At 71.5% G+C, this 25573-nt stretch carries 21 protein-coding genes; 10 read left to right on the top strand and 11 right to left on the bottom strand.

Annotation, left to right across the window (positions count from 1 at the left end):
* Window positions 1-7: 7 nt before the first annotated feature.
* On the bottom strand, window positions 8-412 hold the full coding sequence (gene sodN, locus ACIBO8_RS24960) for a superoxide dismutase, Ni (protein ID WP_364711438.1): 405 nt from the start codon (window positions 410-412) through the stop codon (window positions 8-10).
* An 84-nt stretch (window positions 413-496) separates the two neighbouring features.
* Between sodN and ACIBO8_RS24955 the strand changes: the two genes are divergently transcribed.
* The 3 genes from ACIBO8_RS24955 (at window position 497) to ACIBO8_RS24945 (ending at window position 3560) form a co-directional block, all read left to right on the top strand.
* Window positions 497-805 (top strand): S26 family signal peptidase, encoded by a 309-nt coding sequence (locus ACIBO8_RS24955; protein WP_396117677.1) that lies wholly within the window; start codon window positions 497-499, stop codon window positions 803-805.
* A 136-nt stretch (window positions 806-941) separates the two neighbouring features.
* Window positions 942-2231, top strand: coding sequence for an NADP-dependent malic enzyme (locus ACIBO8_RS24950; protein WP_396117676.1), 1290 nt, complete (start codon window positions 942-944; stop codon window positions 2229-2231).
* Window positions 2232-2609: 378 nt separating this feature from the next.
* Window positions 2610-3560, top strand: a complete 951-nt coding sequence (locus ACIBO8_RS24945) for a zinc-binding dehydrogenase (RefSeq protein WP_396117675.1) — start codon at window positions 2610-2612, stop codon at window positions 3558-3560.
* Between the two features lie 224 nt (window positions 3561-3784).
* Here the strand turns inward: ACIBO8_RS24945 and ACIBO8_RS24940 are convergent, their stop codons facing one another.
* Both ACIBO8_RS24940 and ACIBO8_RS24935 read right to left on the bottom strand, forming a co-directional pair.
* Window positions 3785-4498, bottom strand: coding sequence for an alpha/beta hydrolase family protein (locus tag ACIBO8_RS24940; protein ID WP_396117674.1), 714 nt, complete (start codon window positions 4496-4498; stop codon window positions 3785-3787).
* 317 nt (window positions 4499-4815) lie between these two features.
* Entirely contained in the window at window positions 4816-5505 is a 690-nt protein-coding gene (locus ACIBO8_RS24935; RefSeq protein WP_396117673.1) for a nucleotidyltransferase domain-containing protein, read from the bottom strand.
* A 158-nt stretch (window positions 5506-5663) separates the two neighbouring features.
* Here ACIBO8_RS24935 and ACIBO8_RS24930 point away from each other — a divergent pair, with 158 nt between their 5' ends.
* Window positions 5664-5831: a hypothetical protein gene (locus ACIBO8_RS24930; protein ID WP_396117672.1), complete on the top strand. Its 168-nt coding sequence runs from the start codon at window positions 5664-5666 to the stop codon at window positions 5829-5831.
* Window positions 5832-5991: 160 nt separating this feature from the next.
* On the opposite strand, the gene ACIBO8_RS24925 is transcribed toward ACIBO8_RS24930, so the two are convergent.
* The 8 genes from ACIBO8_RS24925 to ACIBO8_RS24890 form a co-directional block, all read right to left on the bottom strand.
* A complete protein-coding gene (locus ACIBO8_RS24925) occupies window positions 5992-7122 on the bottom strand; it encodes an acetate/propionate family kinase (protein WP_396117671.1) in 1131 nt (376 codons plus the stop codon).
* Window positions 7119-9185: a phosphate acetyltransferase gene (gene pta, locus ACIBO8_RS24920; RefSeq protein ID WP_396117670.1), complete on the bottom strand. Its 2067-nt coding sequence runs from the start codon at window positions 9183-9185 to the stop codon at window positions 7119-7121. Before pta ends, ACIBO8_RS24925 begins: the two co-directional genes overlap by 4 nt.
* Window positions 9186-9209: 24 nt before the next feature.
* Window positions 9210-9923 carry an AAA family ATPase gene (locus tag ACIBO8_RS24915; protein WP_396117669.1) on the bottom strand — a complete coding sequence of 238 codons (714 nt, stop codon included), beginning with the start codon at window positions 9921-9923 and terminating at the stop codon, window positions 9210-9212.
* 19 nt (window positions 9924-9942) lie between these two features.
* On the bottom strand, window positions 9943-10122 hold the full coding sequence (locus tag ACIBO8_RS24910) for a DUF6104 family protein (RefSeq protein ID WP_071808697.1): 180 nt from the start codon (window positions 10120-10122) through the stop codon (window positions 9943-9945).
* A gap of 63 nt (window positions 10123-10185) precedes the next feature.
* The gene (locus ACIBO8_RS24905; protein ID WP_396117759.1) at window positions 10186-13920 is read right to left on the bottom strand and encodes a multifunctional oxoglutarate decarboxylase/oxoglutarate dehydrogenase thiamine pyrophosphate-binding subunit/dihydrolipoyllysine-residue succinyltransferase subunit; all 3735 of its coding nucleotides are present in this window, start codon (window positions 13918-13920) and stop codon (window positions 10186-10188) included.
* A gap of 164 nt (window positions 13921-14084) precedes the next feature.
* Window positions 14085-14909, bottom strand: coding sequence for an ABC transporter permease (locus tag ACIBO8_RS24900; protein WP_396117668.1), 825 nt, complete (start codon window positions 14907-14909; stop codon window positions 14085-14087).
* The gene (locus ACIBO8_RS24895; RefSeq protein ID WP_396117667.1) at window positions 14906-15820 is read right to left on the bottom strand and encodes an ABC transporter ATP-binding protein; all 915 of its coding nucleotides are present in this window, start codon (window positions 15818-15820) and stop codon (window positions 14906-14908) included. Before ACIBO8_RS24895 ends, ACIBO8_RS24900 begins: the two co-directional genes overlap by 4 nt.
* A gap of 33 nt (window positions 15821-15853) precedes the next feature.
* Entirely contained in the window at window positions 15854-16504 is a 651-nt protein-coding gene (locus ACIBO8_RS24890; protein WP_396117666.1) for a PaaI family thioesterase, read from the bottom strand.
* A 108-nt stretch (window positions 16505-16612) separates the two neighbouring features.
* On the opposite strand from ACIBO8_RS24890, the gene ACIBO8_RS24885 reads away from it, so the two are divergent.
* The 6 genes from ACIBO8_RS24885 to ACIBO8_RS24860 all read left to right on the top strand — a co-directional run bounded on the left by ACIBO8_RS24885 (window position 16613) and on the right by ACIBO8_RS24860 (window position 25572).
* Window positions 16613-17377 (top strand): GNAT family N-acetyltransferase, encoded by a 765-nt coding sequence (locus tag ACIBO8_RS24885; RefSeq protein WP_396117665.1) that lies wholly within the window; start codon window positions 16613-16615, stop codon window positions 17375-17377.
* Between the two features lie 56 nt (window positions 17378-17433).
* A complete protein-coding gene (locus tag ACIBO8_RS24880; protein WP_396117663.1) occupies window positions 17434-18141 on the top strand; it encodes a lysophospholipid acyltransferase family protein in 708 nt (235 codons plus the stop codon).
* Between the two features lie 67 nt (window positions 18142-18208).
* Window positions 18209-18925: a response regulator transcription factor gene (locus ACIBO8_RS24875; protein ID WP_396117662.1), complete on the top strand. Its 717-nt coding sequence runs from the start codon at window positions 18209-18211 to the stop codon at window positions 18923-18925.
* A gap of 7 nt (window positions 18926-18932) precedes the next feature.
* Window positions 18933-20489: a sensor histidine kinase gene (locus ACIBO8_RS24870; protein ID WP_396117661.1), complete on the top strand. Its 1557-nt coding sequence runs from the start codon at window positions 18933-18935 to the stop codon at window positions 20487-20489.
* Window positions 20490-20571: 82 nt separating this feature from the next.
* Complete coding sequence (locus tag ACIBO8_RS24865; protein WP_396117660.1) at window positions 20572-22203, top strand: trypsin-like peptidase domain-containing protein; 1632 nt, start codon at window positions 20572-20574, stop codon at window positions 22201-22203.
* 213 nt (window positions 22204-22416) lie between these two features.
* On the top strand, window positions 22417-25572 hold the full coding sequence (locus tag ACIBO8_RS24860; protein WP_396117659.1) for a cyclic nucleotide-binding protein: 3156 nt from the start codon (window positions 22417-22419) through the stop codon (window positions 25570-25572).
* Window position 25573: the final 1 nt, after the last annotated feature.

Genomic DNA, 25573 nt, shown 5'->3' with positions numbered 1-25573 from the left:
GTGTCGCTCACGCCTGCTTGGTCTCCCAGAAGATCTTCGAGATCTCCTCGATCTTCGCCAGCAGCTGCTCGCCCACCGCGGGGTCCATGGAGCCCTTGGCCCCGGAGGCGCCGGCGAGCTTGGTGGCCTCGTTGAACAGCTGGTTCAGGTTCGGGTACTTCTCGAAGTGCGGAGCCTTGAAGTAGTCGGTCCACAGCACCCACAGGTGGTGCTTGACCAGGTCGGCCCGCTGCTCCTTGATCATGATGGCGCGCGTGCGGAACTCGGGGTCGGTGTTCGCCTGGTACTTCTCGGCGATGGCCTTCACCGACTCCGCCTCGATGCGAGCCTGAGCGGGGTCGTACACCCCACAGGGCAGGTCGCAGTGCGCGCTGACGACAGTGCGCGGCGTGAAGATACGCGGAAGTCGCATCGGGACCCCTCCATGAGTTTTGCGATGATCCGGTCTGACACTACCCCTTACACGTCAACGCATACTCGACGCGGGATTGATGCCATGAGGTTGCAACTGCCGCTCTTCGCCGTACTGGTGCAGGGGCCTTCCATGGCACCCACCCTGCGCTCGGGAGACGCCCTGATCGTGCGGCGGACGCGGCGGATCCGCGAGGGTGACGTCGTGGTCGCCCGCTTCCGTTCCCGGCCCGACCTGCTGGTCGTGAAACGCGCCGTCCGTGCCCAGGACCAGGGCTGGTGGCTACGCGGGGACAACGACTTCGTCACGGACGACTCGCGAGCGTACGGGGTGGCGGATGTCATCGGACGTGTGATGTTTCGCTACTGGCCTCGACCGGGTGGGCTAAGTTAATGTCCAGTAACCGCAGCACACCGAAGTCTTGCGGTTGCTTTACCGGGTGACCCCCGCATCGCACGTCGGTTCGCGCAGACTCGCGCATCAGGACCGGCTGGCACACCGACGTTCCGATGCGTTGTCTGGAGTCCTCGTGTCTTTCTTCAGCTTTGAGATCGATCCCGCCTTGGCCGCCGACCCCGTCTTCGACCTGCACAAGCGGGGCAAGATGGCCGTCTCCGCCACTGTTCCGCTGTCCAGCCGTGACGACCTGTCGCTCGCCTACACCCCCGGCGTGGCGCGCGTCTGCGAGGCGATCGCGGCCGACGAGGACCTGCACCACGACTACACGTGGACCGGCAACACCGTCGCGGTGGTCACCGACGGCTCCGCGGTCCTCGGCCTGGGCAACATCGGCCCGAAGGCCGCCATGCCGGTCATGGAGGGCAAGGCGATCCTGTTCAAGCAGTTCGGGGGCGTCGACGCCGTGCCGATCTGCCTCGACACGCAGGACATCGAGGGCATCATCGCCGTGGTCAAGGCCCTGGGCCCGTCCTTCGGCGGCATCAACCTCGAGGACATCAGCGCACCCCGCTGCTTCGAGATCGAACGGCGTCTGGACGACGCCCTCGACATCCCCGTCTTCCACGACGACCAGCACGGCACCGCCATCGTCGTGCTCGCCGCGCTGCGCAACGCGGTCACCCTGCTCGGCCGCCGCTTCGCCGACCTGCGCGTCGTCGTCAGCGGCGCGGGAGCGGCCGGCGTGGCCATCACGGACACGCTGATCGCCGCGGGCATCGAGGGCGCCAACATGATCGTCTGCGACTCGAAGGGCATCATCCACGCCGACCGGCCCGGCCTCAGCGGCGTGAAGGAGGCCCTGGCGCACGGAACCAACTACTCCGGGCGCACGGGAGGCATCAAGGAGGCGCTGATCGGCGCTGACGTCCTCATCGGCGTGTCCGGCGGGCACATCCCCGAGGCCGCGGTGGCCGGGATGGCGCCCGGAGGAATCATCTTCGCGCTGGCCAACCCGACGCCCGAGGTCCCGCCGACGATCGCCCACAAGTACGCCTCGATCGTGGCGACCGGCCGCAGCGACTTCCCCAACCAGATCAACAACGTGCTGGCGTTCCCGGGCATCTTCCGCGGAGCCCTCGACGCCCGGGCGACCCGCATCACGGAACGGATGAAGGTGGCCGCGGCCGAGGCGATCGCCGAGGTCATCGCCGACGACCTCCGCCCCGACCAGATCGTGCCGTCGGCGCTGGACCCCCGGGTCGCTCCTGCCGTGGCGGCGGCGGTCGCCCGAGCCGCGGAACGTGACGGGGTCGCGCGGTTGAGATCTGCTGAGCCGTCGCCCGTCCCGGCGTCGTCGGCCCCGGTCCGGCCGTCGCCCGCGGCGACCCTCACGGGGCCTACTGTTCCGGCTCATTCCTGACGCCTCCTCGTTCGTCTTTCGCGCGGGGCCGGGCCTACGGTTCCGGCTCGTTCCTGAGGCCTCCGCGCTCGTCCTTTTTGCGCGGGCGCCGGGCCTACTGTTCCGGCTCGTTCTTGAGGCCTCCGCGCTCGTCCTTCGCGCGGCGGCCGGTCCTTCGGGGCCGGCCGCCGGTTCGCTGCGTGCCTGGGCTTCGGCTTGCCGACCGATTCTTGCGCGTCTGGGCTGGGTGGCTGCCGTTATCCACATCGGGTCAGCTCGCCCGGGATATCCGCGCTGTGGCCTGCGTCCGCACGTCCACAACCGGCGCCCCAGCCGGTTATCCACAGCGGGGAGCGTGGTGGGTGGCGAGCTCCCGTACCGGTGACTAGCGTTCCTGGCATGCGCGCCGCCTACGCCAGTGCCACGAAGCCTGACGAACCCCTCGCCGCCCTCACCGTCGGCGACCTGCCCGAGCCCTCGCCGCCCGAGGGCTGGGTCACGGTCGACATCCGAGCCAGCTCCCTCAACCACCACGAGATCTGGTCCCTGCGGGGAGTGGGCCTGCCGGCCGACCGGCTCCCGATGATCCTCGGCTGCGACGCGTCCGGAGTCGATGCGCAGGGCAACGAGGTCGTCGTCTATCCGGTCGTCGAAGACCCGCAGGATCCGCGCGGCTACTCGCTGCTCTCCGAGCGGTGGCCGGGCACGCTGGCCGAGCGCGTGGCCGTACCGGCCGAGAACCTGGTGCCCAAGCCGGCCGGGATCTCCTTCCTCGACGCGGCGTGCCTGCCGACGGCCTGGCTGACGGCGTACCACATGCTCACCGCGCGCGGCCGCGTCGCCGAGGCCGAAGCGGTGCTGGTCCAGGGAGCCGGCGGCGGCGTCGCGACCGCCGCGGTCATGCTGGCCGCAGCCCTGGGCAAACGGGTGTACGCGACCAGCAGAGACGCCGCCAAGCGGGAGAAGATCGCCGAACTGGGCGCTACGGCGGTGGAACCGGGTGCTCGCCTCCCGGAACGTGTGGAAGTGGTCATCGAGTCGGTCGGCGCCCCCACGTTCGAGCACTCCCTGAAATGCGCAGCCCCGGGCGCCCGCATCGTCGTGTGCGGGGCGACCGGAGGCCCGTTCCCGAAGGTCGACCTCCGCCGCGTCTTCGCCATGCAGCTGGAGATCCTGGGCAGCACGATGGGCACGGGTCCGGAACTCGCCGCGCTGCTCGAGCTGTGCGTGACCAAGGACATCCGGCCGGTCATCGACTCGACGTACGGCTTCTCGGCGGTGGCGGATGCTTTTGCGAGGCTGAACTCGGGGGAGGTGTTCGGGAAGGTCGCTATCGACCACCTGCACTGACGGAGAGCGGGCATCGGGGGTGGAGGCGCCGACGCGTGGCGCCGCGCCCGGCGTAGAGCTTCACGGCGGCTGGTGAGGAGCTTCGCGGCGGCTGGCGTCGAGGTGCATGGCGGCCGGCGGGGAGCTCCACACCGGCCGGCCGGGCCGCCCTGGATGGGCTTGCCGCTCCGCCGCTCCGGTCTAGCCGATCTAGCCGAGCAATCGCACGACCGGCATCAGCGGCTTCAGAGGCGGTCGATCAGGTTCTTGGTGCCGGCTAGCCGCTTCCGGGCGGCCGCGTCGTCGTACAGAGCCCACCGCCAGAAGTCCGTCGTCGCCGCGGCCACCAGTGAGAACTCTTTGCCGCTTCGCGGTGTCACGTGTCCGCCCTGCGGCAACGTCAGCATCGCCTTGGGCCATGGCACGGCCTCGAAGGCGGCGAGCCCGTCGGCGTACCTCACGGTCCGGTCGAGCTTGCCGTGCACGAACAGAACCGAAGTCTTCGGCCCGGAGAACGGCGAAGGCAGCAGCTGCCGCCCGGCGAGCACCACCGCGGCCGCGAGGCGGTTGTCGCGGTTGCCGGAGAGCATGCCGAGTGTCGTGATACCGCCGCCCGAATGCCCGGCTGCGGCCACGTGGTGCTCATCCAGCCGGTTCTCCAGGGGATCGCCTTTCTTGCGGTCGAGTGCGAGGACCTTGGTGAGGACGTACGAGGCATCGGCGGGCTGGTTGACGAGGTCCAGCACGTTGAAGTCGGAGATCCCGTAGGACGTATGCGGGTAGGCGGCGCCGGCGACCACGAAACCGGCGCGGACCCAGTAGGTGAGGAGCGTGGCGTAGTCGCTGGGCTGGCTGGTCAGCCCGTGACTGAAGACGATGACCGGGAACGGGCCGTCGCCGCTCGCGGGGTACCAGATCGTGGTCGGCAGCGGCCGGTCCGGGCCCCGGCTGAGCTTCATCTTGCGTACGGCGACCGCGAACGTCCGACCCGGCGCCTTGCCGACCGGGCCGCCGCTGCTGGTACCGGCATCACCGGTCGCACTCGGCCGCGCGGCTACGGACGGCGGCGGGGAAGCAGCCGGCGTAGCGGGCGTACTGCGGACGCCCGCCGGCCCGGACGAGGACGTCGAGGGCGAGGACGAGCACGAGGTGAGCATGCCGGAAACCGTCACGGCAGCGATCAACAGCGCGGCGGCCCGGCGTCCCACCCGCCCATTGTGCCCGCGCCCGGTAACCATCGTCCGGTGATCGTCGGACGAAGCGCGGCCGGGCGGTGTCAGGCGTGCGGGGCGCCCTTGTCCAGAGCCGCTTGCAGGCGGGCGATGTCTGCGGCGTCCTTGGTGCGGCGGGGCAATCCGGGCACCCACACCGGCATCATGCGCTTGATCTCGATCTGTGCGCGGGGGCTGACGATCCGGCAACGCACGCCCTCGATGCAGGCGAGCGGTCCGTCCAGGAGATCGGGCGGCCAGCGCTCTCCCGCGTACGGGCCGCCGGCGACCGTCGGGCAGCCGTCTCGGTCGCGGGCGAACAGCGCGATGCCGACGTCCACCCCGTCCGGGCTGACGAGATCTCGCTGCTGCTCGGGTGCGGGCCGTCGACCGCCGGCTCCGTCCACAGGTACGGCCACCGACGGCGCGCCCCCAGGTGGTTGCGGCGCGAGCGGAGAGCCAGCGGGCTGGTGCGGATCGGGTACGTGCGTCGATATCGCGGTCTCGTGCAGCTCGGGTCGAGGCGGGTCGGCGTACGGCCCGGGATCATCACGGTAGCCCCGGGCATGCAGCAAGGTGACCAGCCGATCGGCGTCCCGGGCCGCGCAGAACAAGTCGACGTCGCGATGCGGTCGGGTCACCTCGCCGAGGAAGAAGTCCATCGCCCAGCCGCCTCGGAGCCAGACCGCCATCCCGGCTTGGTCGCAGACGCCGACGATTTCGGCGATCACGCGTAGCTGATCGTCTGGGTTCACTGCGTCAGGCTAGGTCGTCGGGGATGGTGGCAAACAGGCGATTTTACCCATCCGGACACTCCCACGGACGGGTGAATCTCCTGACGGCACCGCGAATGCCCTGGTAGCGGCCGAGTGGGCCTGGATACGAGGTGGAGGGCTTCGCTATGGTCGTCCGCATGTCTGACAACAGCGTCGACCCGAGCGGCAACACCGAGGCGTTTCGTGCCTTCACCCAGAAAACGCCGGAGGAGCCCGCTGCGGCTTCCAAGACTCCGCTGATCATCGGCGGGGTGGTGGTCGCGGTCGTCCTCATCGCGATCATCGCCTGGCTTGCCGTCGGCTGACCTGGCGTCGGTTCGCGGTCGCATGCATGCGCTGCGGCCATGACCGCCACCAGGTCGATCACTTTTATCCGCCGGCGACCGACCAGTGCCGCCCGAGCCGCCACCGGGCGGGCACGCGGAGGTCTGCGCGGCTCGTGCGCCGGGCGAACGGGTCGGCGGGTCAGGTTTCCACAGCCTTCCGAGCCTGCTCGGCGATCTCGGCTTCCTCGTCCGTGGGCACCACGCAGACCTTCACCCGGGCTCCGTCCGGGGAGATGATGCGGTCGCCGTGCTCGTTGCGCGCCGGGTCGACCTCGATGCCCAGGGCGGACAAGCCGCTCAGGGACGCGGCGCGGACCTCGGCGGAATTCTCGCCCACGCCGGCCGTGAAGGTGATCGCGTCGGCGCCGCCCAGGAGGGCCAGGTACGAGCCCACGTATTCGCGGAGGCGTCGGCAGTAGACGTCGAACGCCAGGGTCGCCGCGGGCTCGCCGTCGGTGCGGCGGCGTTGGATTTCTCGCATGTCGTTGGCGCCGGCCAGGCCTTGGAGACCGCCGCCGCGGGTGAGGGAGCGTTCGATCTCTTCGATGGGCAGGCCGGCGACCCGGTGCAGGTGGAAGATCACCGTGGGGTCGATGTCGCCGCTGCGGGTGCCCATCACGAGGCCGGACAGGGGCGACAGGCCCATCGACGTCGCGACGCTGCGGCCGCCGTGGACCGCGCAGGCGCTGGCGCCGTTGCCGAGGTGCAGCGTGATCACCTTGGCGTCGTCCAGCGGCAGACCTAGTAGCTCCGCCGTGCGGCGTGCGACGTACGCGTGGGACGTACCGTGGAATCCGTAGCGCCGGACCTGCCACCGGGCCGCCAGGTCCGCATCGATGGCATAGGTGACGCCGTCCGGCGCGATGCTCTGGTGGAACGCCGTGTCGAAGACGGCGACCTGCGGAACCTCGGGCAGCAGCTTGCGTGCGACGGCGATGCCGCTCAGCGCCGGGGGGTTGTGCAGGGGCGCGAGCGGCACCAGGCCCTCGATCGCCGTGACGACCTTGTCGTCGATGACGGTGGCGGCGCTGAAGAGGCTGCCGCCGTGCACCACCCGGTGGCCGACCGCGCCGAGGCCGGACAGATCGACCGTCTCCATCACCTGCTGGAGCGCGGCGGCGTGGTCGGCCGCCTCGCCGCCGGGCTCGCCGATCCGCTCGATGAGCCCCTTGGCCGACGTCTCCGGCGGGGAGCCCGCCGCGCGACCCGGTGAAGCGAACAGGCGGTATTTGACCGAGGACGATCCGCAGTTCAGCACCAGGATCTTCATGACCCTGCCTGGATCGCCGTGATGGCCACTGTGTTCACGATGTCCTTCACCGTCGCGCCGCGGGAGAGGTCGTTGACCGGGCGGCGGAGGCCTTGCATGACCGGGCCCACCGCGACCGCGTTGGCCGAGCGCTGGACCGCCTTGTACGTGTTGTTGCCCGTGTTCAGGTCGGGGAAGACGAAGACCGTGGCCTTGCCCGCCACCTCGCTGTCCGGGAGCTTCGTGGCCGCCACGGCGGGGTCGATCGCCGCGTCGTACTGGATGGGGCCTTCCACGGGCAGGTCGGGGCGGCGTTCCCGGACGAGGGCGGTGGCCGCCGCGACCTTTTCGACGTCGGCGCCCGCGCCCGAGCTGCCCGTCGAATAGGACAGCATCGCCACCCGGGGCTCGATGCCGAAGGCCGCGGCCGTCTGGGCGGACGAGAGGGCGATGTCCGCGAGCTGGGCGGCGTCGGGGTCCGGGTTGACGGCGCAGTCGCCGTACACGAGGACGCGGTCGGCCAGCAGCATGAAGAAGACGCTGGACGCGACCGAGACCTCGGGGACGGTCTTGATGATTTCGAAGGCGGGCCGGATGGTGGCGGCCGTGGTGTGGTTGGCGCCGGAGACCATGCCGTCGGCAAGGCCGGAGGCGACCATCATCGTGCCGAAGTAGTTGACGTCGCGGACCACGTCGTATGCCAGGTCGAGCGTGACGGCCTTGTGTTTGCGCAGCTCCGCGTAGCGTTCGGCGAAGCCGTCGCGCCAGCCGCTCGTCGCCGGGTCGACCAGCCGGGCGGCACCGACGTCCACGCCCACCTCGCGGGCCCGCCGGGTGATCTCGGCCGGGTCGCCCAGCAGGGTGAGGTCGGCGACGCCGCGCCGCAGCAGGGTCTCGGTGGCGCGCAGGATGCGTTCGTCGGTGCCCTCGGGGAGCACGAGGTGGCGCCGGTCGCCGCGGGCCCGTTCGATGAGGTCGTTCTCGAACATCAGCGGGGTGACGCGGCTGGAACGCGTGACGTCGAGCAGCCGGGTGAGCTCCGCGGTGTCGACGTGCTCCTCGAACGCGCCGAGCGCCGCCTCGACCTTGCGCGGCGTGCCGGCGCTGAGGCGCGCCTGGATGCGGCCCGCCGCGCTGACCGTGGTGTAGCTGTCGGTCTGCACGACCAGCATCGCGAGCCCGGTGTTGAGCCGCTCGATCACCCGCACGGCGCGCGGGTCGGGGAACTCGCCGATGGTCAGGACCAGGCCGGCCAGGGTGACGTTGCCGGCGGCGTGTGCGGCGCTCGCGGCGACGAGCAGGTCGGCGCGGTCGCCGGGGGTGATGACCAGCGCCCCGTCGGTGAGGTGGTCGAGCACCGCCGGCACGTGCGCGGCCCCGACGACGTAGTCGAGCACGTCGCGGTCCAGCGCGGCGTCGCCGCCGGTCACCACGGTCGCGTCGAGCGCGGCGGCCACCTCCGCGACGGTCGGCGCGGCGACGGCCGGCACCTCGGGGATCGTCCACACCGGCACGGGCAGGCCGTCGGGCGTGGGAACACCGTCGGGCACCCGGTTGGCGATCACGGCCAGCACGGTCGCTTGGAGATCGACGAGCGAGTGGTACGCCGAGCGCACCGCGGCCCCCAGATCGGTCCGCCGCCCCTGCCCGCTGACGACCGGCACCACCACGCTGCCGAACTCGGTGGCGAGGCGGGCGTTGAAGGCCAGCTCGCGGGGGAGCTCGTCGTGGCTGTCGTCCAGCCCGTCGGAGAAGTCGCTGCCCACCACGACGACCGATCCGCATCGCCGCTCGACGGCTCGGTAGCGCTCGACGATGCGGGAGATGAGCTCCTCGCGCCGGCCGTCGGCCACCAGCGTGGCGGCCTCGGCCATCGTGACGCCGTAGGAGTCGTCATGTCCGGCTGCGAGAGGGTAACGGCTGGCCAGCAGGGTCAGCAGCGGATCCTTGCCGGGGCCGGGCACCAGCGGCCGGAAGACGCCGATGCGGGCGACCTGCCGGGACAGGAGCTCGACCAGCCCGAGGGCGACGGTTCCCTTGCCGACACCGGGACCCAGACCGGCGACGTAGACGCTGCTTGCCACAGTCTCAACCTACCGGCCCGGCCATCATCGTGCCGGGGCGTCGCCCGACCCTGTGGACAACCGCAGATAGGCCTCCGGGCCGTCCAGGAACCGCCGCCAGTGCGCGACGATCTCGAGGTCGGACCAGCTCGTACGCCGGATGCCGTGCGCGTCCAGCTCGAGGATCGTCGCGCCCGGCAGGGCGGTGAGCACCGGAGAGTGGGTCGCGACGACGACCTGGGCGCCGTCCGCGCGCAGCGCGTCGAGCCGGGCGAGCAGCCCGAGCGTCGAGGTGAAGGACAGGGGTGCCTCGGGCTCGTCCATCAGGTAGAAGCCGTAGCCGCGGAACTTGCGCGCGAGCAGTTCCAGGAAGCCCTCGCCGTGGCTGCGGTCGTGCAGGTCGCCGTCCGGGGATCCCGGCAGGTTCTCCAGGTACGTGTAAAGCCCGTGCATCGTCTCGGCGCGCAGGAAATACGCGTTCGCACGCCGCCCCGGTGTCCGGATCACCTTCAGCGCCTCACCCAGCGGTGACTCGGTGACCCGGCTGCTGTGCCGGGCGTCGCGCGAGCCGCCCTCCGGGTTGAGGCCGTGGGTGGTGGCGAGGGCCTCGATGATCGTCGACTTGCCGGACCCGTTCTCGCCGACGAGGAACGTCACCCCGGCCGGGATGTTCAGGCCGTGGTCGAGCAGTGCCGCCACGGCCGGGATCCGGGCCCACCACGCGCTCCGGTCGATGACGACGCCCGGAGCGAGTTCCACGCGCCTGATGGGACGCGCGCTACTCCTCATCGTCCTCGTCGTCGCGGGCCAGCCAGGTCGCGAAGCGCTCGATCGGGGTCTCGAACTCCGGGTTGACGTCCACGAACGTGCGCAGCTGCTCGGCCACCCACTCCAGCGTCACGGTCTCCTCGCCGCGCCGCTCGACCAGCTCTTCGATGCCTCGATCGGTGAAGTACATGCTGCGAATCCTATGCAGCAGCGCCCCGCCGCGGACGACGGGGCGCTGCTCATCAGGGCTGGATCAGGGGCGCGGGAGCGCCGCCTCGATCAGGGCCGACTGCTCGGCCTCGTGCATCTTCGCCGAGCCGACCGCCGGTGCGGCCGCGGCCGGGCGGGAGATGCGCCGCAGCCGTACGCCTTCCAGGTGCTCCAGCAGGTTCAGCGCGACGAACGACCAGGCGCCCTGGTTGGCCGGCTCCTCCTGGACCCACGCGAAGTCCTCCGCGTTCGGGAACTGGTTGAGCACGGCCTTGAGCTCCTCGACGGGCAGCGGGTAGATCTGCTCCATCCGGATGATCGCCGTGTCCGTGCTGCCGCGCTCGGCGCGGGCCTGGAAGAGGTCGTAGTAGACCTTGCCCGAGCAGAGCAGCACCCGCTTGACGGCCGAGGCCTCCAACGGCTTGCCGTTGATGCCCGCGTCGCCCAGGACCGGCTGGAACGTGCCGTTGGTGAAGTCGGCGACCGACGACACCGCGAGCTTGTGGCGCAGCAGGGACTTGGGCGAGAAGACGACCAGCGGCTTGCGCTTGCTGGACAGGGCCTGGCGGCGCAGCAGGTGGAAGTAGTTGGCCGGGGTGGTCGGGTTGGCGACCCGCATGTTGTCCTGGGCGCAGAGCTGCAGGAACCGTTCCGGCCGGCCGGACGAGTGGTCCGGGCCCTGGCCCTCCTGGCCGTGCGGGAGCAGCAGCACCAGCGACGACTGCTGGCCCCACTTCACCTCGCCGGAGGAGATGAACTCGTCGACGATCGACTGCGCGCCGTTGACGAAGTCGCCGAACTGGGCCTCCCACAGGACCAGCGCGTCCGGGTTCTCCACCGAGTAGCCGTACTCGAAGCCCATCGCCGCGTACTCGCTGAGCAGCGAGTCGTGCACGAAGAAGCGGGCGTTGCCGGTGGCCAGCGTGGACAGCGGCAGGAAGTCGTCGCCGGTCTTGGCGTCGACGATGGAGGCGTGCCGCGAGGTGAAGGTGCCGCGGCGCGAGTCCTGGCCGGCGAGGCGGACGGTCACGCCCTGGGAGAGCAGCGAGCCGAACGCGATCAGCTCGCCGAAGCCCCAGTCGATGCCACCCTCGGTGGACATCTTGGCGCGCCGCTCGAGCAGCTGCTGGACGCGCTTGTGCGGCGTGAAGCCCTCCGGCAGGTCGACGTGCGCCTGCCCGACCGACTTGACCACCGCCGCGTCGACCGCGGTCTCGGTCGTGGGCTCCGGCTCCTCGGCGAGCGCGGGGCGCACTCGCGGGGGCGAGCCGGCGGTGTCCCGGGTGGCCTTGAAGACCTGCTCGAGCTGCGTCTGGTAGTCGCGCAGCTGCTCCTGGGCGTCGTCCACGGTGATGTCGCCGCGGCCGATCAGCTCCTCGGTGTACAGCTTGCGGACCGAGCGCTTGGTGTCGATGATCTGGTACATCCGCGGGTTGGTCATCGACGGGTCGTCGCCCTCGTTGTGGCCGCGGCGGCGGTAGCAGACGAGGTCGATGACGACGTCCTTGTTGAACGTCTGGCGGTATTCGAAGGCGAGCTTGGCCACCCGTACGACGGCCTCGGGGTCGTCGCCGTTCACGTGGAAGATCGGCGCCTGGATCATGCGCGCCACGTCGGTGGAGTAGAGCGACGAGCGGCTGTACTCCGGGGCGGTGGTGAAGCCGACCTGGTTGTTGACCACCACGTGGACGGTGCCGCCGGTGCGGTAGCCGCGCAGCTGCGACAGGTTGAGCGTCTCGGCGACCACACCCTGGCCGGCGAACGCGGCGTCGCCGTGGACCAGCACCGGAAGCACCGTATAGCCGTGCAGGCCCAGGTCGAGGCGGTCCTGCTTGGCGCGCACGATGCCCTCGAGCACCGGGTCGACGGCCTCCAGGTGGGACGGGTTGGCCACCACGCTGACGGTCGTGGAATTCTCGCCGTCGGGCGTCGTGTACTTGCCCGTCTGGCCGAGGTGGTACTTCACGTCGCCCGAGCCGTGCGCCGACTTCGGGTCCATCTGGCCCTCGAACTCGTTGAAGATCTTCTCGTACGGCTTGCCGACGATGTTCGCGAGCACGTTGAGGCGGCCGCGGTGGGCCATGCCGATGACCATCTCGTCGAGCCCGGCCTCGGCCGAGGACTGCAGGACGGCGTCGAGCAGCGGGATCAGCGACTCGCCGCCCTCGAGGGAGAAACGCTTCTGGCCGACGTACTTGGTCTGCAGGAAGGTCTCGAACGCCTCGGCGGCGTTGAGCCGGTTGAGCACGTGCTTCTGCTCGTCCGGGTCCGGCTTGGTGTACTTGATCTCGATCCGGTCCTGGATCCAGCGCCGCTCCTCGGGGCCCTGGATGTGCATGTACTCGATGCCGACCCGGCGGCAGTAGGTGTCGCGCAGCACGCCCAGCACGTCGCGCAGCTTCATCTTCTGCTTGCCGGCGAAGCCGCCGACCGGGAAGGTCCGGTCCAGGTCCCACAGGGTCAGGCCGTGCTGCAGCACGTCCAGGTCCGGGTGCCGGCGGATCTTGAACTCCAGCGGGTCGGTGTCGGCCATCAGGTGACCGCGGACCCGGTACGCGTGGATGAGCTCGACGACCCGCGCGGCCTTGTCGATCTGGCCCTCGGAGGTACGGGCGACGTCGCGCACCCACCGCACGGGCTCGTACGGGATCCGCAGCGAGGTGAAGATGTCGTCGTAGAACGAGTGCTCGCCGAGCAGGAACTCGTGCATCGCCTTGAGGAACTCGCCGGACTGCGCACCCTGGATGACCCGGTGGTCGTAGGTGCTGGTCAGCGTGGTGACCTTGCTGACGCCGTGGTCGGTGAGCATCTCGTCGGACATGCCGGAATACGGCGCGGGGTACTCCATCGCGCCGACGCCGATGATGGCGCTCTGGCCGCTCATCAGGCGCGGGATCGAGTGCACCGTGCCGATGCCGCCCGGGTTGGTGAGCGAGATGGTGGTGCCGGCGTAGTCGTCCATGGTCAGCTCGTTGCGCCGGGCGCGCCGGACCACGTCCTCGTACGCCTGCCAGAACTGCCGGAAGTCCATCTGCTCGCAGTTCTTGATGGAGGGCACCACGAGCGAGCGGGAGCCGTCCTTCTTGGCGAGGTCGATGGCGATGCCGAGGTTGATGTGCTCGGGCTGCACCATGGCGGGCTTGCCGTCGATCTCGGCGAAGGAGTTGTTCATCTCCGGGTTCGCCATGACGGAGCGGACCAGCGCCCAGCCGATGAGGTGGGTGAAGCTGACCTTGCCGCCGCGGCCCCGGGCCAGGTGGTTGTTGATCACGATGCGGTTGTCGACCAGCAGCTTGGCCGGGACGGCGCGCACCGAGGTGGCGGTCGGCACCTCCAAGGAGGCGTCCATGTTCTGCACGATGCGGGCGGCCACGCCGCGCAGCGTGGTGACCTTCGCGCCGGCCGGGGCGCTGCCGTTGGCGGCGGCCTTCGCGGGCGCCGGGGCGGCCTTCTGCGCGGCGGGCGCCGGTGCGGCGGCCGGCTTGGCAGCCGGAGCGGTGGCCGGGACGGTGGGCTTGACCGGGGCGACGGTCGAGGCGGCGGGAGCATCGGTGCCGGCCTTCTCGGCCGTGGCCTTCGCGTTGGCGGCCGTTGCCTCGTCGGGCGTGACGATCGAGCCCGTGGCCGTGGCCGGCTTGTAGTCGGCGAAGAAGTCGTGCCAGGCGGGGTCGACGCTGGTGGGGTCGGCCAGGTAGCGCTGGTACATCTCGTCGACGATCCACTCGTTGGGACCGAAGTCCGCGAGTGGATTCTCATGCGAAGTCTGCTGGGTCGACACTTCCGTGTTCGCCTCTTTCACCATGTTGTCAGCACGCGACGTTCGTCACCGAGGACGAAGGATTTCGGCGTCCAGGCTACGCCGTGGGATCGGCGTAGCCATGCGCACGTCCGGACTGTGCCTAACGGGTGAGGCTCAAGAGACCTGTGTCACCGGGGGAAACGTCAGGTGATGTCCCTTTTCTTGGTGATCAAGGTCCCGAGGGTGCCCGCCACCAATGCGTAGCCGATGAGCACCAGCGCACCCACCCAGCGCGGCGGGTTACCGGGCAGTTCGGTGCCGGAGATCATCAGCTGCGAGGCGGTCGTCGGGATCAGGACCTGAAGGTTCTCGAACCATCGGGCGACGTTCTCGGTGAGCAGGAAGAAGATCAGTCCGACCGCCGACGTGCCGACCGTGTAGAGGATGGCGAGCGTCAGCGTCGCCGCGATCTGGCTGCGGATCAGCACGCCCGCGCCGACACCGAGGACGGCCCAGAGCACGAACGCCAGCCCGTTGAGCGCGATCGCCCGCCACACCGCCGGCTCACCCAGCTGACTGCCGAAGTCGAGGGAGCTGAGGATGAGCGGGACGAAGACCAGATTCAGCAGCGTGGTCACCGCCCAGACCGCCAGGCCGACGATGACCGCGGCGCCGAACTTGGCCAGGATGACCGCCTCCCGCCGCGGCGTCACCAGGAACGTGGTGGTCGCGGTCAGATGGAAGAACTCGCTGGTCACAATGATGGCGCAGAGCAGCAGAACGATCAGCACGCCCATGAACTGGCCGCTCGTGTAGAGGTTGGTCGCCACGTTGATCGGTTTGAGGGCGGCCTCGATCTGCGCCTGCTGGGTGTCGGGCGTCCCGGAGTCGGCCGCCGGCGCCCCCGCACTGGCGGTCGCCCAGTTGAGCAGCACGCTGGCCGCGTACAGCGGCACGAGGATCAGACCCATGATCCACCACAGCGAGGTGGTGCGGATCTTGAAGAGTTCGGCCCGGACGAGGTTCATCGGATGCCCGCCTTTCCGGCCGTCAGCTGCAGGAAGACCTGTTCGAGATCGCCGCGTTCGCCGGCCAGCTCGTGCAGCTCCACCGAAGCGGTGAAGGCGGCGTGCCCGATCGCCGCCGGTTCAGCCCCGCTGACCAGCAGCGATCCGTCCGCTTGCGGGGTCGCAGTGGCGTTCAGCGCGGCCAGCGCGGCGATCAGCTGCTCCGGCTGCGGGGTGCGCACCCGCACGGACGCCGCGCCCATCGCGCCGAGCACGTCGTCGACCGGGCCCTGCCGGACCAGTCGGCCCGCCGCCACGATCACCACGTCGTCGGCCAGCTGCTGCATCTCGCCGAGCAGGTGGCTGGAGACCAGCACCGTGCGTCCCTCGGCGGCGAGCCCCTTGAGCAGGTCGCGCATCCAGCGGATGCCCTCCGGGTCGAGGCCGTTGGCCGGCTCGTCGAGGACCAGCACCCGGGGATCGCCGAGCATGGCGGCGGCGATACCCAGCCGCTGCTTCATGCCCAGCGAGTAGCCCTTGAACTTGCGCGATGCCGCCGGCGTCAGCCCCACGAGCGCGAGCGCCTCGTCGGCCCGGCCGTCGGGCAGCCCGGCGGCGCGGCAGATCATCCGCAGGTGGTTGCGCCCGGTGCGGCCGCGGTGCGCGCTCGACGCCTCCAGCACGGCACCGACCGTGCGGATCGGGTCGGTCAGCTCCGTGTACTTGTGGCCGGCGATCGTCGCCGTGCCGGCGGTGGGGGTGACCAGGCCGAGCAGCATGCGCAGCGTGGTCGTCTTGCCGGCACCGTTGGGCCCGAGGAATCCGGTCACCCGGCCGGGGCGCACGGTGAAGGAAAGGTCGTCGACAGCACGCAGCTTCTTGTAGTGCTTCGTGAGGTGGGAGACGGCGATCTCCCCGGTCCCGGCGGTCAACGCTCGCTCCTCCCCGTCGGCTGATGGATCAACCTACCGGTTCAGCGCCACCCAGGTGGCCCGTGCGCGTGCGAGCGGCGTGCCGTTCGGCGCGTACACCGTGGAATCCACCACGGCCTTGCGTCCCTCGGAGCTGACCGGCGCGCCGACGACCACGCAGCGGTCGCCCGGAGTCGCGAGCGCGTCGACCGCCACCGCGATCCGGCCGAGCAGGTAGACGCGGCCGGTCTGGAGGGCGGACCAGCCGCCCGGGCAGTCGAGCGCGGCCCACATGGTCTCCACCGTGACGTCGCCGGGAACCTCCCAGGTCGCGGCCAGCCGGCCGTCGGGCAGGGGGCCGGGGAAGATCCGCAGGCCGTCGGGATTGTCGGGGCCGCAGACGTAGCAGGTGGGGAAGGGGTGCTCGGTGTGCCCGGGATAGGGGCCGGCGCCGGCCGGGTCGGCGGGCGGCACTCCCGGACCGGCGTCGGCGTCCGGCTCGACCTCGGCCACGAGCGTGCCGGTCGGATCCACCACCTTGCCGTCCGCCACGGTCAGCGGCGTCTCCAGCGGAGGCGGCACCCGCAGGGTCACCTGGAACGGCCGCCCGTCGGTGCCCGCGCCCGAGGCGACGGCGAAGGCACCGGCGGACCAGCCGCCGTTGCCGGAGGTGGGTGGCCCGTGGAAACGCGCGGGGATCAGCATGGTGCAGACCCTCTCATGGGCGTGCGACACAAAGTCGTTCACTTACCGGTCATCCGCCGCCACCCGGTGCGCCACGCCACCGGCAATCGCGAGCCTTACACAGTTCTCATGACGGTACTGATGACCGCCGCCGCACCCACCGGGACCAGCGGCTACTCGCTCCTCATCGCCGACGACGCCGACCAGGTCGCGGCCGCGCAGCGCCTGCGCCACGACGTCTTCGCCACCGAACTCGGCGCCACCCTGCGCGGCGCGACCGCGGACGGGCGGGACGTGGACGAGTTCGACGACTTCTGCGACCACCTGATCGTCCGCGACGACGCGACCGGCGCGGTGGTCGGCACCTACCGGATGATGACCCCGAAGGGCGCCGAGCGCGCCGGCCGCCGCTACGGCGACGGCGAGTTCAACATGAGCGGCCTGCGCCCGCTGCGCGACCAGCTCGTGGAGACCGGCCGCTCCTGCGTGCACCCCGACCACCGCTCCGGCGCCGTGGTCAACCTGATGTGGGCCGGAATCGCCCGCTACCTGCACCTCAACAACCTGCGCTGGCTGGGCGGCTGCGCCTCGGTCCCGCTGGACGACGGCGGCCGTACGGCGGCAGGCGTCTGGGCCCGGGTGCAGAGCCGGCACATGTCACCGCCGGCCCTGCGCGTCCAGCCGCGCCGCAACTGGCTGGCCGGCACCACGCTCGTCGGCGACCCCAAGGTGCAGCCGCCGCCGCTGCTCAAGGGCTACCTGCGGCTCGGCAGCTGGATCTGCGGCGAACCCGCGTACGACCCCGACTTCGAGTGCGCGGACTTCTACGTGCTGTTCTCCATGGACCGGATGGACCCCCGGTACCGCCGGCACTTCCTCGGAGCGACGCGATGATCTGGCAGCCCGTGTCGGCGTGCGGTCCGCAGTGCCGGCCCGGGGGAGACGACGCCGTGAGCGGGGCCGCCACGGTGTTGCGGTTGGTGACTGCTGCCGCCGTACTTGTCAACGGTTTGATGCTGATGCCGCTGCTGCGTGGCCGCGCGCCGCGGACCGTCGCCCGCGCCCTGCTCGCGGCCCTCGGGGTGAAGCTGGTGTGGCGCGGCCCGGCGCCGAGACCGGGCAGCCTGCTCGTCGCCAATCACGTGTCGTGGCTGGACGTGCTCGCGCTGCTCGCGGTGGCGCCGATGACGCTGGTCGCCAAGCGCGAGGTCCGCGCGTGGCCGGCGGTCGGCGCGATGGCCCGGGCGGTGGGAGTGATCTTCGTCGACCGCACGCGGCCGAAGCGCCTGCCGGCGACGGTCGCGGAGATCACGGCGGCGCTGCGGGCCGGTCGCTCGGTCGCGGTCTTCCCGGAAGGTACGACCTTCTGCGGCGCGGAGGGCGGCCCGTTCCGGCCCGCGGTGTTCCAGGCGGCGGTGGACGCCCGGGTCCCGGTCATGCCGATCGCCATCCGGTACGACTCCCCGTCGGCGTCGTTCATCGGTGACGACACGCTGTGGGCATCGGTACGCCGCGTGGCAGCACTGCGCGGGCTGACCGTGACGCTCGTCGGGTCGGCGGCACTGCGCCCGGAGCCGGGCGCGGACCGCCGGTCGCTGGCACGGGCGGCGCAGGCGTCCGCAGGAGTGCGCGCCGCCACCTTCGGACTCGCCGCGTAGCGCGCTCACAGAAAACTTTCAGGCGCCGTGCAGCGCGGGTGCAGGGGCCTGCGTGAAGATGGAGGCCATGGCCGCCACACAGACCCAGGGCAAGCAGAGCGAGGCCAAGCTCCTCGTGGTCGAGGACGACGCCAACATCCTCGAGCTGCTCTCCGCCAGCCTCCGCTTCGCCGGGTTCGACGTCAGCACCGCGACCAGCGGCAGCGCCGCCGTGAGCGCGGCCAAGAACGCCACTCCCGACCTCGTCGTCCTCGACGTCATGCTGCCCGACCTCGACGGCTTCGAGGTCATCCGGCTGATGCGCGAGGGCGGCCAGCGCACGCCGGTGGTCTTCCTGACCGCCCGCGACGGCACCGACGACAAGATCCGGGGGCTGACCCTCGGCGGCGACGACTACGTGACCAAGCCGTTCAGCCTGGAGGAGCTCACCGCCCGCATCCGGGCCGTGCTGCGCCGCACCAGCGCCGGTGAGGAGGAGCCGTCGCGCCTCGTGTTCGCCGACCTCGAGCTCGACGAGGAGACCCACGAGGTGTACCGCGCCGGCCAGCGCGTGCAGCTGTCGCCGACGGAGTTCAAGCTGCTGCGCTACCTCATGCTGAACGCCAACCGGGTGCTCTCCAAGGCGCAGATACTCGACCACGTGTGGAAGTACGACTTCCGGGGCGACGACAACATCGTGGAGTCGTACATCTCCTATCTGCGGCGCAAGGTGGACAACGTGCAGCCACGGTTGATCCACACGCTCCGCGGCGTCGGGTACGTCCTGCGCAAACCCGCCGCCTGAGCCACCGGTGACCCTCACCGACCGGGTCCGCAGCCACGTCCCGCTGCAGACCGGGCTGCGCCGGGTGCCGCTGCGCACCAAGCTCGTCGCATCCGTGCTCGCCCTGGTTTTCGCGGCGCTGACCCTGATCAGCGCGGCGAGCACGTACGCGCTGCACAGCTACCTGGTCAGCCGCATGGACAAGCAGCTCATCCAGTTCACCCAGCTGCTCGACGTGCTCGACTACAACGAGCGCGTCATCCTGCCGGCGGACTACTACGTCAACCTGACCACAGTCGACGGGGTCGGCAACCCGCGCAACGAGAAGTACGACCAGTCGCTCAAGCCCTCGCAGCTCCCCCCGCTCGTGAAGGGCCTCGACGAGGTCAACAAGACCGTGGACAAGCCGTTCACGGTGAACTCCGCGGACGGCCAGGTCCACTGGCGCATGTTGGTGACCTATGCCAACGGCTCGGTGCTGCACGTGGGGCAGCGGCTCGTGGGTATCGACGACGCCGTCCGGCAGCTCGTCTGGGTCGACACCCTGGTCGGGGCCGGGGTGCTCTTCGCCTTGGCGGCGGTCGGGGCGGCCATCGTGCGCCAGAGCCTCATCCCGCTGGTGCAGATCGAGCGCACCGCTGCCGCCATCGCGGCCGGTGACCTGACTCAGCGCGTACCCGATCCGGAGCCCGACGAGGGGGAGCCGCAGACCGAACTCGGCCGGCTGTCGCGTGCGCTGAACGCCATGCTCGCGCAGATCGAGGCGGCCTTCACCGCCCGGGCGCTGTCCGAGACGGCCGCCCGGGCGGCGGAATCCCAGGCGCGCGACGCGGCCGAGGCGGCCCGGGCCTCCGAGGCGCGGGCCGTGCGTTCCGAGGAGAAGATGCGGCAGTTCGTCGCGGACGCTTCCCACGAGTTGCGTACGCCGCTGACCTCCATCCGCGGTTTCGCCGAGCTGTACCGGCAGGGCGCGGTGGCCGCACCCGCGGACACGGCGAAGATCCTGCGCCGGATCGAGGACGAGGCCGCCCGGATGGGGCTGCTGGTCGAGGATCTGCTGCTCCTGGCCCGCCTGGATCGGGAACGGCCGGTGACGCTGGCGCCGGTGGAGCTTCCTGTGCTCGCGCTGGACGCGGTGCAGGCGGCGCAGGCGACCGCGCCCGACCGGAGGATCGAGCTGGAGATCCGGGACGCGCCGGAGAAGCTGGTCGCGTTCGGGGACGACGCACGGCTGCGGCAGGTGATCGGCAACCTCATGACCAACGCCATCGTGCACACCCCGCCGGACGCCTCCGTGACCCTGTCGCTGTCCACCGCGGAGGGGAACCGGGCGGTCATCGAGGTCGCCGACACCGGCCCGGGATTGACGGCTGAGCAGCGCGAACACGTCTTCGAGCGGTTCTATCGCGCGGACGAGGCGCGGACCCGGCGTACCGACCGGGAGGCCACCGGTACGGGGCTCGGGCTGGCCATCGTGGCGGCGATCGTACGGGCCCACCACGGCACCGTGGAGGTCCTCGGCGAACCCGGTCAGGGAGCTGTTTTCCGGGTGTCTCTGCCCGCTCTCATTCCCGACGAATCCTGAGGTTCCGGGCGCTTCGCCATTCACAGAAAACCTTCAGGGTCAGCACAGGTCCGTCGGAGCGGTCGAGGGCAATGTTGTCCTCATGAACGAGCACGAGACCAACCCGCAGCGGCACGAGAACTCCTCGCCCGAGGAGCCGTCGCACCGGCCCGCGGACGCCTCTCCCGCAGGCAGCAGCCCGGAGCGGGGACAGTCCGACACGACGGCTCAGCAGCCCGCGCTGGGCCAGCCGGCGTCCTGGCAGCCCCACCCGGCACCGCAGCCCGGTCAGCCCCAGCCCGCGCCGGGCGCACAGCCCGGTCAGCCGCAGTCCGCGCCGGGCGCACACCCCGGTCAGCCTCAGCAGCCCGGTCAGCCTCAGCCCGTGCCGGCCGCGCAGCACCAGCCGGGGCAGCACCAGCCCGGCCAGTGGCCCGCTTCGCCGTGGCAGCAGGGCTCCCCGTCCGCTCAGCCGCCGTACCCCGGCCAGGCGTACCCGGGCCAGCAGTACCCGCAGACCGCACCCCAGCCCGCCTACGCCGGGGGTTACCAGGGCGGTCAGGAACCGTGGAACGGCGCCTCGCGGGCCGACGCCCCGATCTGGGCGACCTCCGTGGGCACCGAACCGCAGCACGATCCCGCCCGGGCCGGCCGGAGCCGTCGCATCCTGGTGACCGGGGCGGCCGCGCTGCTGCTCGCCCTCGGCGCCGGCGGTGTCGGCGCGGCCACCGCGCTCGCCTTCGACGACGACCACGGCACGGCCACCGTGCAGACCGCCAACTCGTCGGTCACCCGGGTCGTCGACCGCTCGTCGCTGGCCCAGATCGTGGCGGCGGTCAAGGACAGCGTCGTGTCGATCACCACCGGCACCGGGGAGGGTTCCGGCGTCGTCCTCAACGACGAGGGTTACATCGTCACGAACAACCACGTGGTCGCCACCGCTCAGGGCAAGACCGTCACGGTCATCTTCGCGAACGGCAAGAAGGCCGAGGGCACCATCACCGGCACCGACCCGCGTACGGACCTGGCGGTGGTCAAGGTGAGCGGCGTCGACGACCTCAAGCCCGCCACCCTGGGCCGCAGCGCGGACATGCAGGTGGGTGACACGGTGCTCGCGCTCGGCAGCCCGCTGGGCCTGGAGGGCTCGGTGACCGAGGGCATCATCAGCGCCAAGGACCGGACCATCCAGTCGGGTGGCGAGGAGCAGCAGACGCCGCAGAACCCGTTCGGCGGGCAGCAGCAGGAGCAGCCGCAGGGCACCACCTCGATGTCCGGCCTGCTGCAGACCGACGCCCCGATCAACCCCGGCAACTCGGGCGGCGCGCTGGTCAACACCAACGGGCAGGTCATCGGCATCAACTCGGCGATCGCCACCTCGGGGTCGAGCTCGGGCAACATCGGCCTGGGCTTCGCCATCCCGAGCGACCGGGTGCAGCTCGTCGCGAAGTCCCTGATGAACGGCGAGAAGGTGAGTCACCCTGCGCTCGGCGTCAGCGTCACCGAGGCCGAGGGCGGCGGCGCCCAGGTAAGCCTGGTGAGCCCGAACAGCGCGGCCGCGAAGGCCGGCATCGAGCAGGGCGACGTCATCAAGTCGGTGAACGGCCGGGCGGTCAACGACTCCGACGACCTGGTGGGGATCATCCAGAACGGCAAGGTCGGTGACCGGGTCTCGATCACGTTCACCCGCAACGGCCAGGAGCAGACCGTCAGCGCCACGCTCGCCGAGGCGTCCTGAGGCATTCACCCGGTGCCGTCCGGGCCATCGGGCGGCACCACCTCCCCAAGCGGTGGGTGGTCGTGACCAAGGGGGTTGGTCACGACCGCCCACCGCACCTTTTGTGTCCACTCCGCGCTGTATCTGATGTTCGGTGGCATATCGGGGGCTCGCGTTCGGCCCGGCCGACCGCCTAGTCTCCATTCGCCGTAGCGGAGTGGAAGGCCGACCCGAGTGACTTACGTCGATACCCGGACGAATGTCTGGGAAGCCCTGGCCGGGCGCGCGCCGGGTGAGCCTCTCGGACCCGCCGACCCCGGGCTCTGGGGCGCTGTCGTCGACCGGCTCAACCCGGCCCGGGCCAAGCCGGTGCTGCGGGCGGGGATCGAGGCCGCCGAGCTCACCAGCGTCCGCGGCGCCGCGTACGTGATGCTCCGATCGCCCGACGACGGTGGCCGCGCCTGCTATCTGCGGCTGACGCCGGAGGAGTGGCAGCTCGCGCTGATGATGGACGGCACGCACACGGTCGCCCGCCTGGTCGCCGAGTTCGCGCGCCTCGCCGGCCGGCTGGCGCCCGACCAGGTCCGCCGCGTCGTCGCCGACCTGGCCGGCAACCGCATGCTCGAGGAGCTGCCGGTCGACGCCTTCCGCCCGCTGCAGGAACTCGACCGCAAGCCGCTGCCGCAGCGGGTGGGCAGGGGAGTGCTCGCCGCCGCGCGCGGACGGCGCATGCTGGTCTTCGACATCGACCGGGTCGTCACCGCGCTCTACCGGGGTGGCGGGCGGCTGCTGTTCACCAAGGCCGCCGGGATCGTCCTGTCGGTCCTCGCGCTGGCCGGCATCGGGATCTTCGTCGCCACGTGGTGGCGCGGAAGCCAGGCTGTGTTCCTCAGCGGTGGGTCCTACCTGCTCGGCGCCGTGATCCTGCTGCTGCTCAACCTGCTCGCCCTGGCCAGCCACGAACTCGGTCACGCCCTGGCCACGAAGCACGCCGGCCGGGAGGTGCCGGCCGCCGGGCTGCTGGTCTACTTCGGCATCCCGTCGGTCTTCGTCGACACCACGGACGTGTGGATGGCCGGGCGGCGCGCGCGCATGCTCGTCACCGCTGCCGGTCCCGCGACGGGCCTGGTGCTCGCGGGCTCCATGCAGCTGCTCGGGCTGGTGGTGCCCGCGCTCGGCCCGCTCGCCTTCAAGCTGGCCTTCGTCTGGTACCTCAACGTGCTGTTCAACCTGAACCCGTTGCTGGCGCTGGACGGCTACTACCTGCTGATGGACTGGCTCGAGATCCCCAATCTGCGTGGCCGTGGCCTCGCCTGGGTGGCCTCCCGGTTGCGGGGGCGCCCGCCCGCGTGGGGCCGCCTCGACCGGGAGGGGCGCATCGTCGCGCTCTACGGCGTGCTGGCGGTGCTCTGGCTGGCGATCGCGGCCAACCTCGCGTACCGGGTCTGGGCGGATCGGATCGAAGGGCTGGCGACCGGGCTCTGGCACAGCGGCGCCGCCGGCAAGCTGCTGCTCGTCCTGGTCGTGGGTGGGCTCTGCGCCCCGCTGATCTACCTGGCCGCGGCGTGGGCGTTCCGCACGTGGCAGCGGTTGCGGGTGCGCGCGACCGAGAAGCGCCGCGAGGCCGACGCGCCCCGGCGGCTCGCCGCCCTGCGCAACTCCGACCTGGGCGGCCTGCCCGAGGCGGCGCTGGCCGGCCTGGCGGCGCGAGCGCAGTGGGTCCGGCCGCCGTCCGGCACCCAGATGGTGCTGGCCGGCAGCACGCAGCAGGCCGTGTACGTCGTCGTCGACGGCGCCATGCAGGCCCGCCGGCCCGACGACCCGGGCGGCACGATCCGTCACCACGTCGGCGCCGGCGGGGTCGTCGGCCTCGCCAACGCGCTCACCGGCCGCGCCACGTCGCTGGACTGGCACACCGCGGGCACGACCCTGCTGGCCGTGCCGACCGCGACCGTGGCGACCGTCGTCGGCCCGCTGCCGGGCCCGCCCCCGGTGGACCGGGCCGAGGCAGAGGCGCTGTTCGCCGACACCCCCGCCCTCGCCGGTCTCGCCGGGGACGAGCGGCTGGCCCTGATCGCCTCGGCGCATCCCGTCGACCTCGAGCCCGGAGCGCCGGTCGAGCTGGCGGGGCCGACCCACGCGGTCGTCGTCGAGTCCGGCGTGATCGCCATGCCCGACGGGGTGGAGCTGCGCCGCGGCACGCTCATCGGGCCGGTCGGTGACGGCGTCCCGGGCGAGGTGGCGCAGACGCGTACGCCCACCCGGCTCTGGATCATCCCCGACGCCGCCGACCTGCCGCCGCTGGTCGGCCCGACCGGCCGGCTCACCGGTCCCGCCGAGGCGGGGCGGGGCCCGGCCGCCACGGGCGTGCACTCGGCCGGGGTCTACCCGCCGCTCGCGGTGCCGCCCGGGCCGCCGGACGGCACCGAGGACCCCGAGGTGGACCGTCGTTTCGAGCGGCGCATGTGGTGGCTGGTGCTGCTCCTGCTCCTGCTGGCACTGCTGCTGACCGGCATGAACTTCACGCCCGGCCCCGCCTGGGCCGAGATGCCCACCGACCGGGCCCTGCTGACCTCCGACCGGGGCACGGTGACCGCCACCATCGACGGCCGGACCGTGCGCCTCGCCGAGGGCGACCGCCGGTACGTCGACCGCGGCGCCGTCATCCGGGTGGGCGCCAAGGCCACCGGCCGGCTCACCTTCCAGGGCGGTTCGGCGACGCTGCTCTGCGCCGGCGCCGAAGCCGAGGTCGGCCCGCTCTACACCGACGCGGGACGCCGGCGGGTGCCGCACGGGGCGCTCACCCTGCGCCTCGGTCGCGTCCTGGCCGACACGGGCAGCACGAGCGGGGCGTACCAGCCGCTCAACCTGGCCGTTGCCCGGACGGCCGGCGGCGAGGTGACCAACAACGGCGCGGCCTGGTTCGCGGTGGATCCCGTCGCGGTCGGCGTCGCCACCGGGCGCGTGTACGTGGCCGGAACCCCCGCCATGGCCGACGCGACCACGCTCAACTGCGGTGACGGCGTACCCGTGGCCCCGCCCGCCGGTTCGCCCAGCGACTCGCCCAGCGAGGAACCCTCCGACCTGCCGAGCACGGTGCCGCCGTCGCTGGGCTCCCCGGCGCCCACCGAGGCGACCACGGTGCCGGACCCGACCACCGGCCCGGCCCGCCCGGCGACGCCAGACCGGCCGGACCCGACCACCGTCCGGCCGACGACGAGGCCCACGGCGCCGCCCACCACGATCCGGCCCTCCACCCGGCCGCCTTCGCCCTCGGCCTCGGCCTCGACGTCCACCCCGCCGACGGACGACCCGTCCACGCCGAGCGACCCGCCGTCCGACGACCCTGAACCTTCGACGTCGACCTCGACGCCGCCCGTGATTGGATGAG

The sequence above is a fragment of the Actinoplanes sp. NPDC049681 genome (assembly GCF_044465265.1).
In the GTDB taxonomy this organism is placed as follows: Bacteria; Actinomycetota; Actinomycetes; order Mycobacteriales; family Micromonosporaceae; genus Actinoplanes.
Note: the sequence above shows the minus strand (reverse complement) of the source record. Positions and strands in the feature narration are given on the sequence as shown.

What these genes read in the sequence shown, in the direction of transcription:
- ACIBO8_RS24890 (WP_396117666.1), bottom strand. Translation starts at nt 16,504, where the DNA reads ATGCTGATCCCCGCGCGTTTCCACGGGCCACCCACCTCCGGCAACGGC.
- ACIBO8_RS24945 (WP_396117675.1), top strand. Translation starts at nt 2,610, where the DNA reads ATGCGCGCCGCCTACGCCAGTGCCACGAAGCCTGACGAACCCCTCGCC.
- ACIBO8_RS24925 (WP_396117671.1), bottom strand. Translation starts at nt 7,122, where the DNA reads ATGAAGATCCTGGTGCTGAACTGCGGATCGTCCTCGGTCAAATACCGC.
- ACIBO8_RS24885 (WP_396117665.1), top strand. Translation starts at nt 16,613, where the DNA reads ATGACGGTACTGATGACCGCCGCCGCACCCACCGGGACCAGCGGCTAC.
- ACIBO8_RS24955 (WP_396117677.1), top strand. Translation starts at nt 497, where the DNA reads ATGAGGTTGCAACTGCCGCTCTTCGCCGTACTGGTGCAGGGGCCTTCC.
- ACIBO8_RS24940 (WP_396117674.1), bottom strand. Translation starts at nt 4,498, where the DNA reads ATGAAGCTCAGCCGGGGCCCGGACCGGCCGCTGCCGACCACGATCTGG.
- sodN (WP_364711438.1), bottom strand. Translation starts at nt 412, where the DNA reads ATGCGACTTCCGCGTATCTTCACGCCGCGCACTGTCGTCAGCGCGCAC.
- ACIBO8_RS24865 (WP_396117660.1), top strand. Translation starts at nt 20,572, where the DNA reads ATGAACGAGCACGAGACCAACCCGCAGCGGCACGAGAACTCCTCGCCC.
- ACIBO8_RS24875 (WP_396117662.1), top strand. Translation starts at nt 18,209, where the DNA reads ATGGCCGCCACACAGACCCAGGGCAAGCAGAGCGAGGCCAAGCTCCTC.
- ACIBO8_RS24930 (WP_396117672.1), top strand. Translation starts at nt 5,664, where the DNA reads ATGTCTGACAACAGCGTCGACCCGAGCGGCAACACCGAGGCGTTTCGT.
- ACIBO8_RS24910 (WP_071808697.1), bottom strand. Translation starts at nt 10,122, where the DNA reads ATGTACTTCACCGATCGAGGCATCGAAGAGCTGGTCGAGCGGCGCGGC.
- ACIBO8_RS24900 (WP_396117668.1), bottom strand. Translation starts at nt 14,909, where the DNA reads ATGAACCTCGTCCGGGCCGAACTCTTCAAGATCCGCACCACCTCGCTG.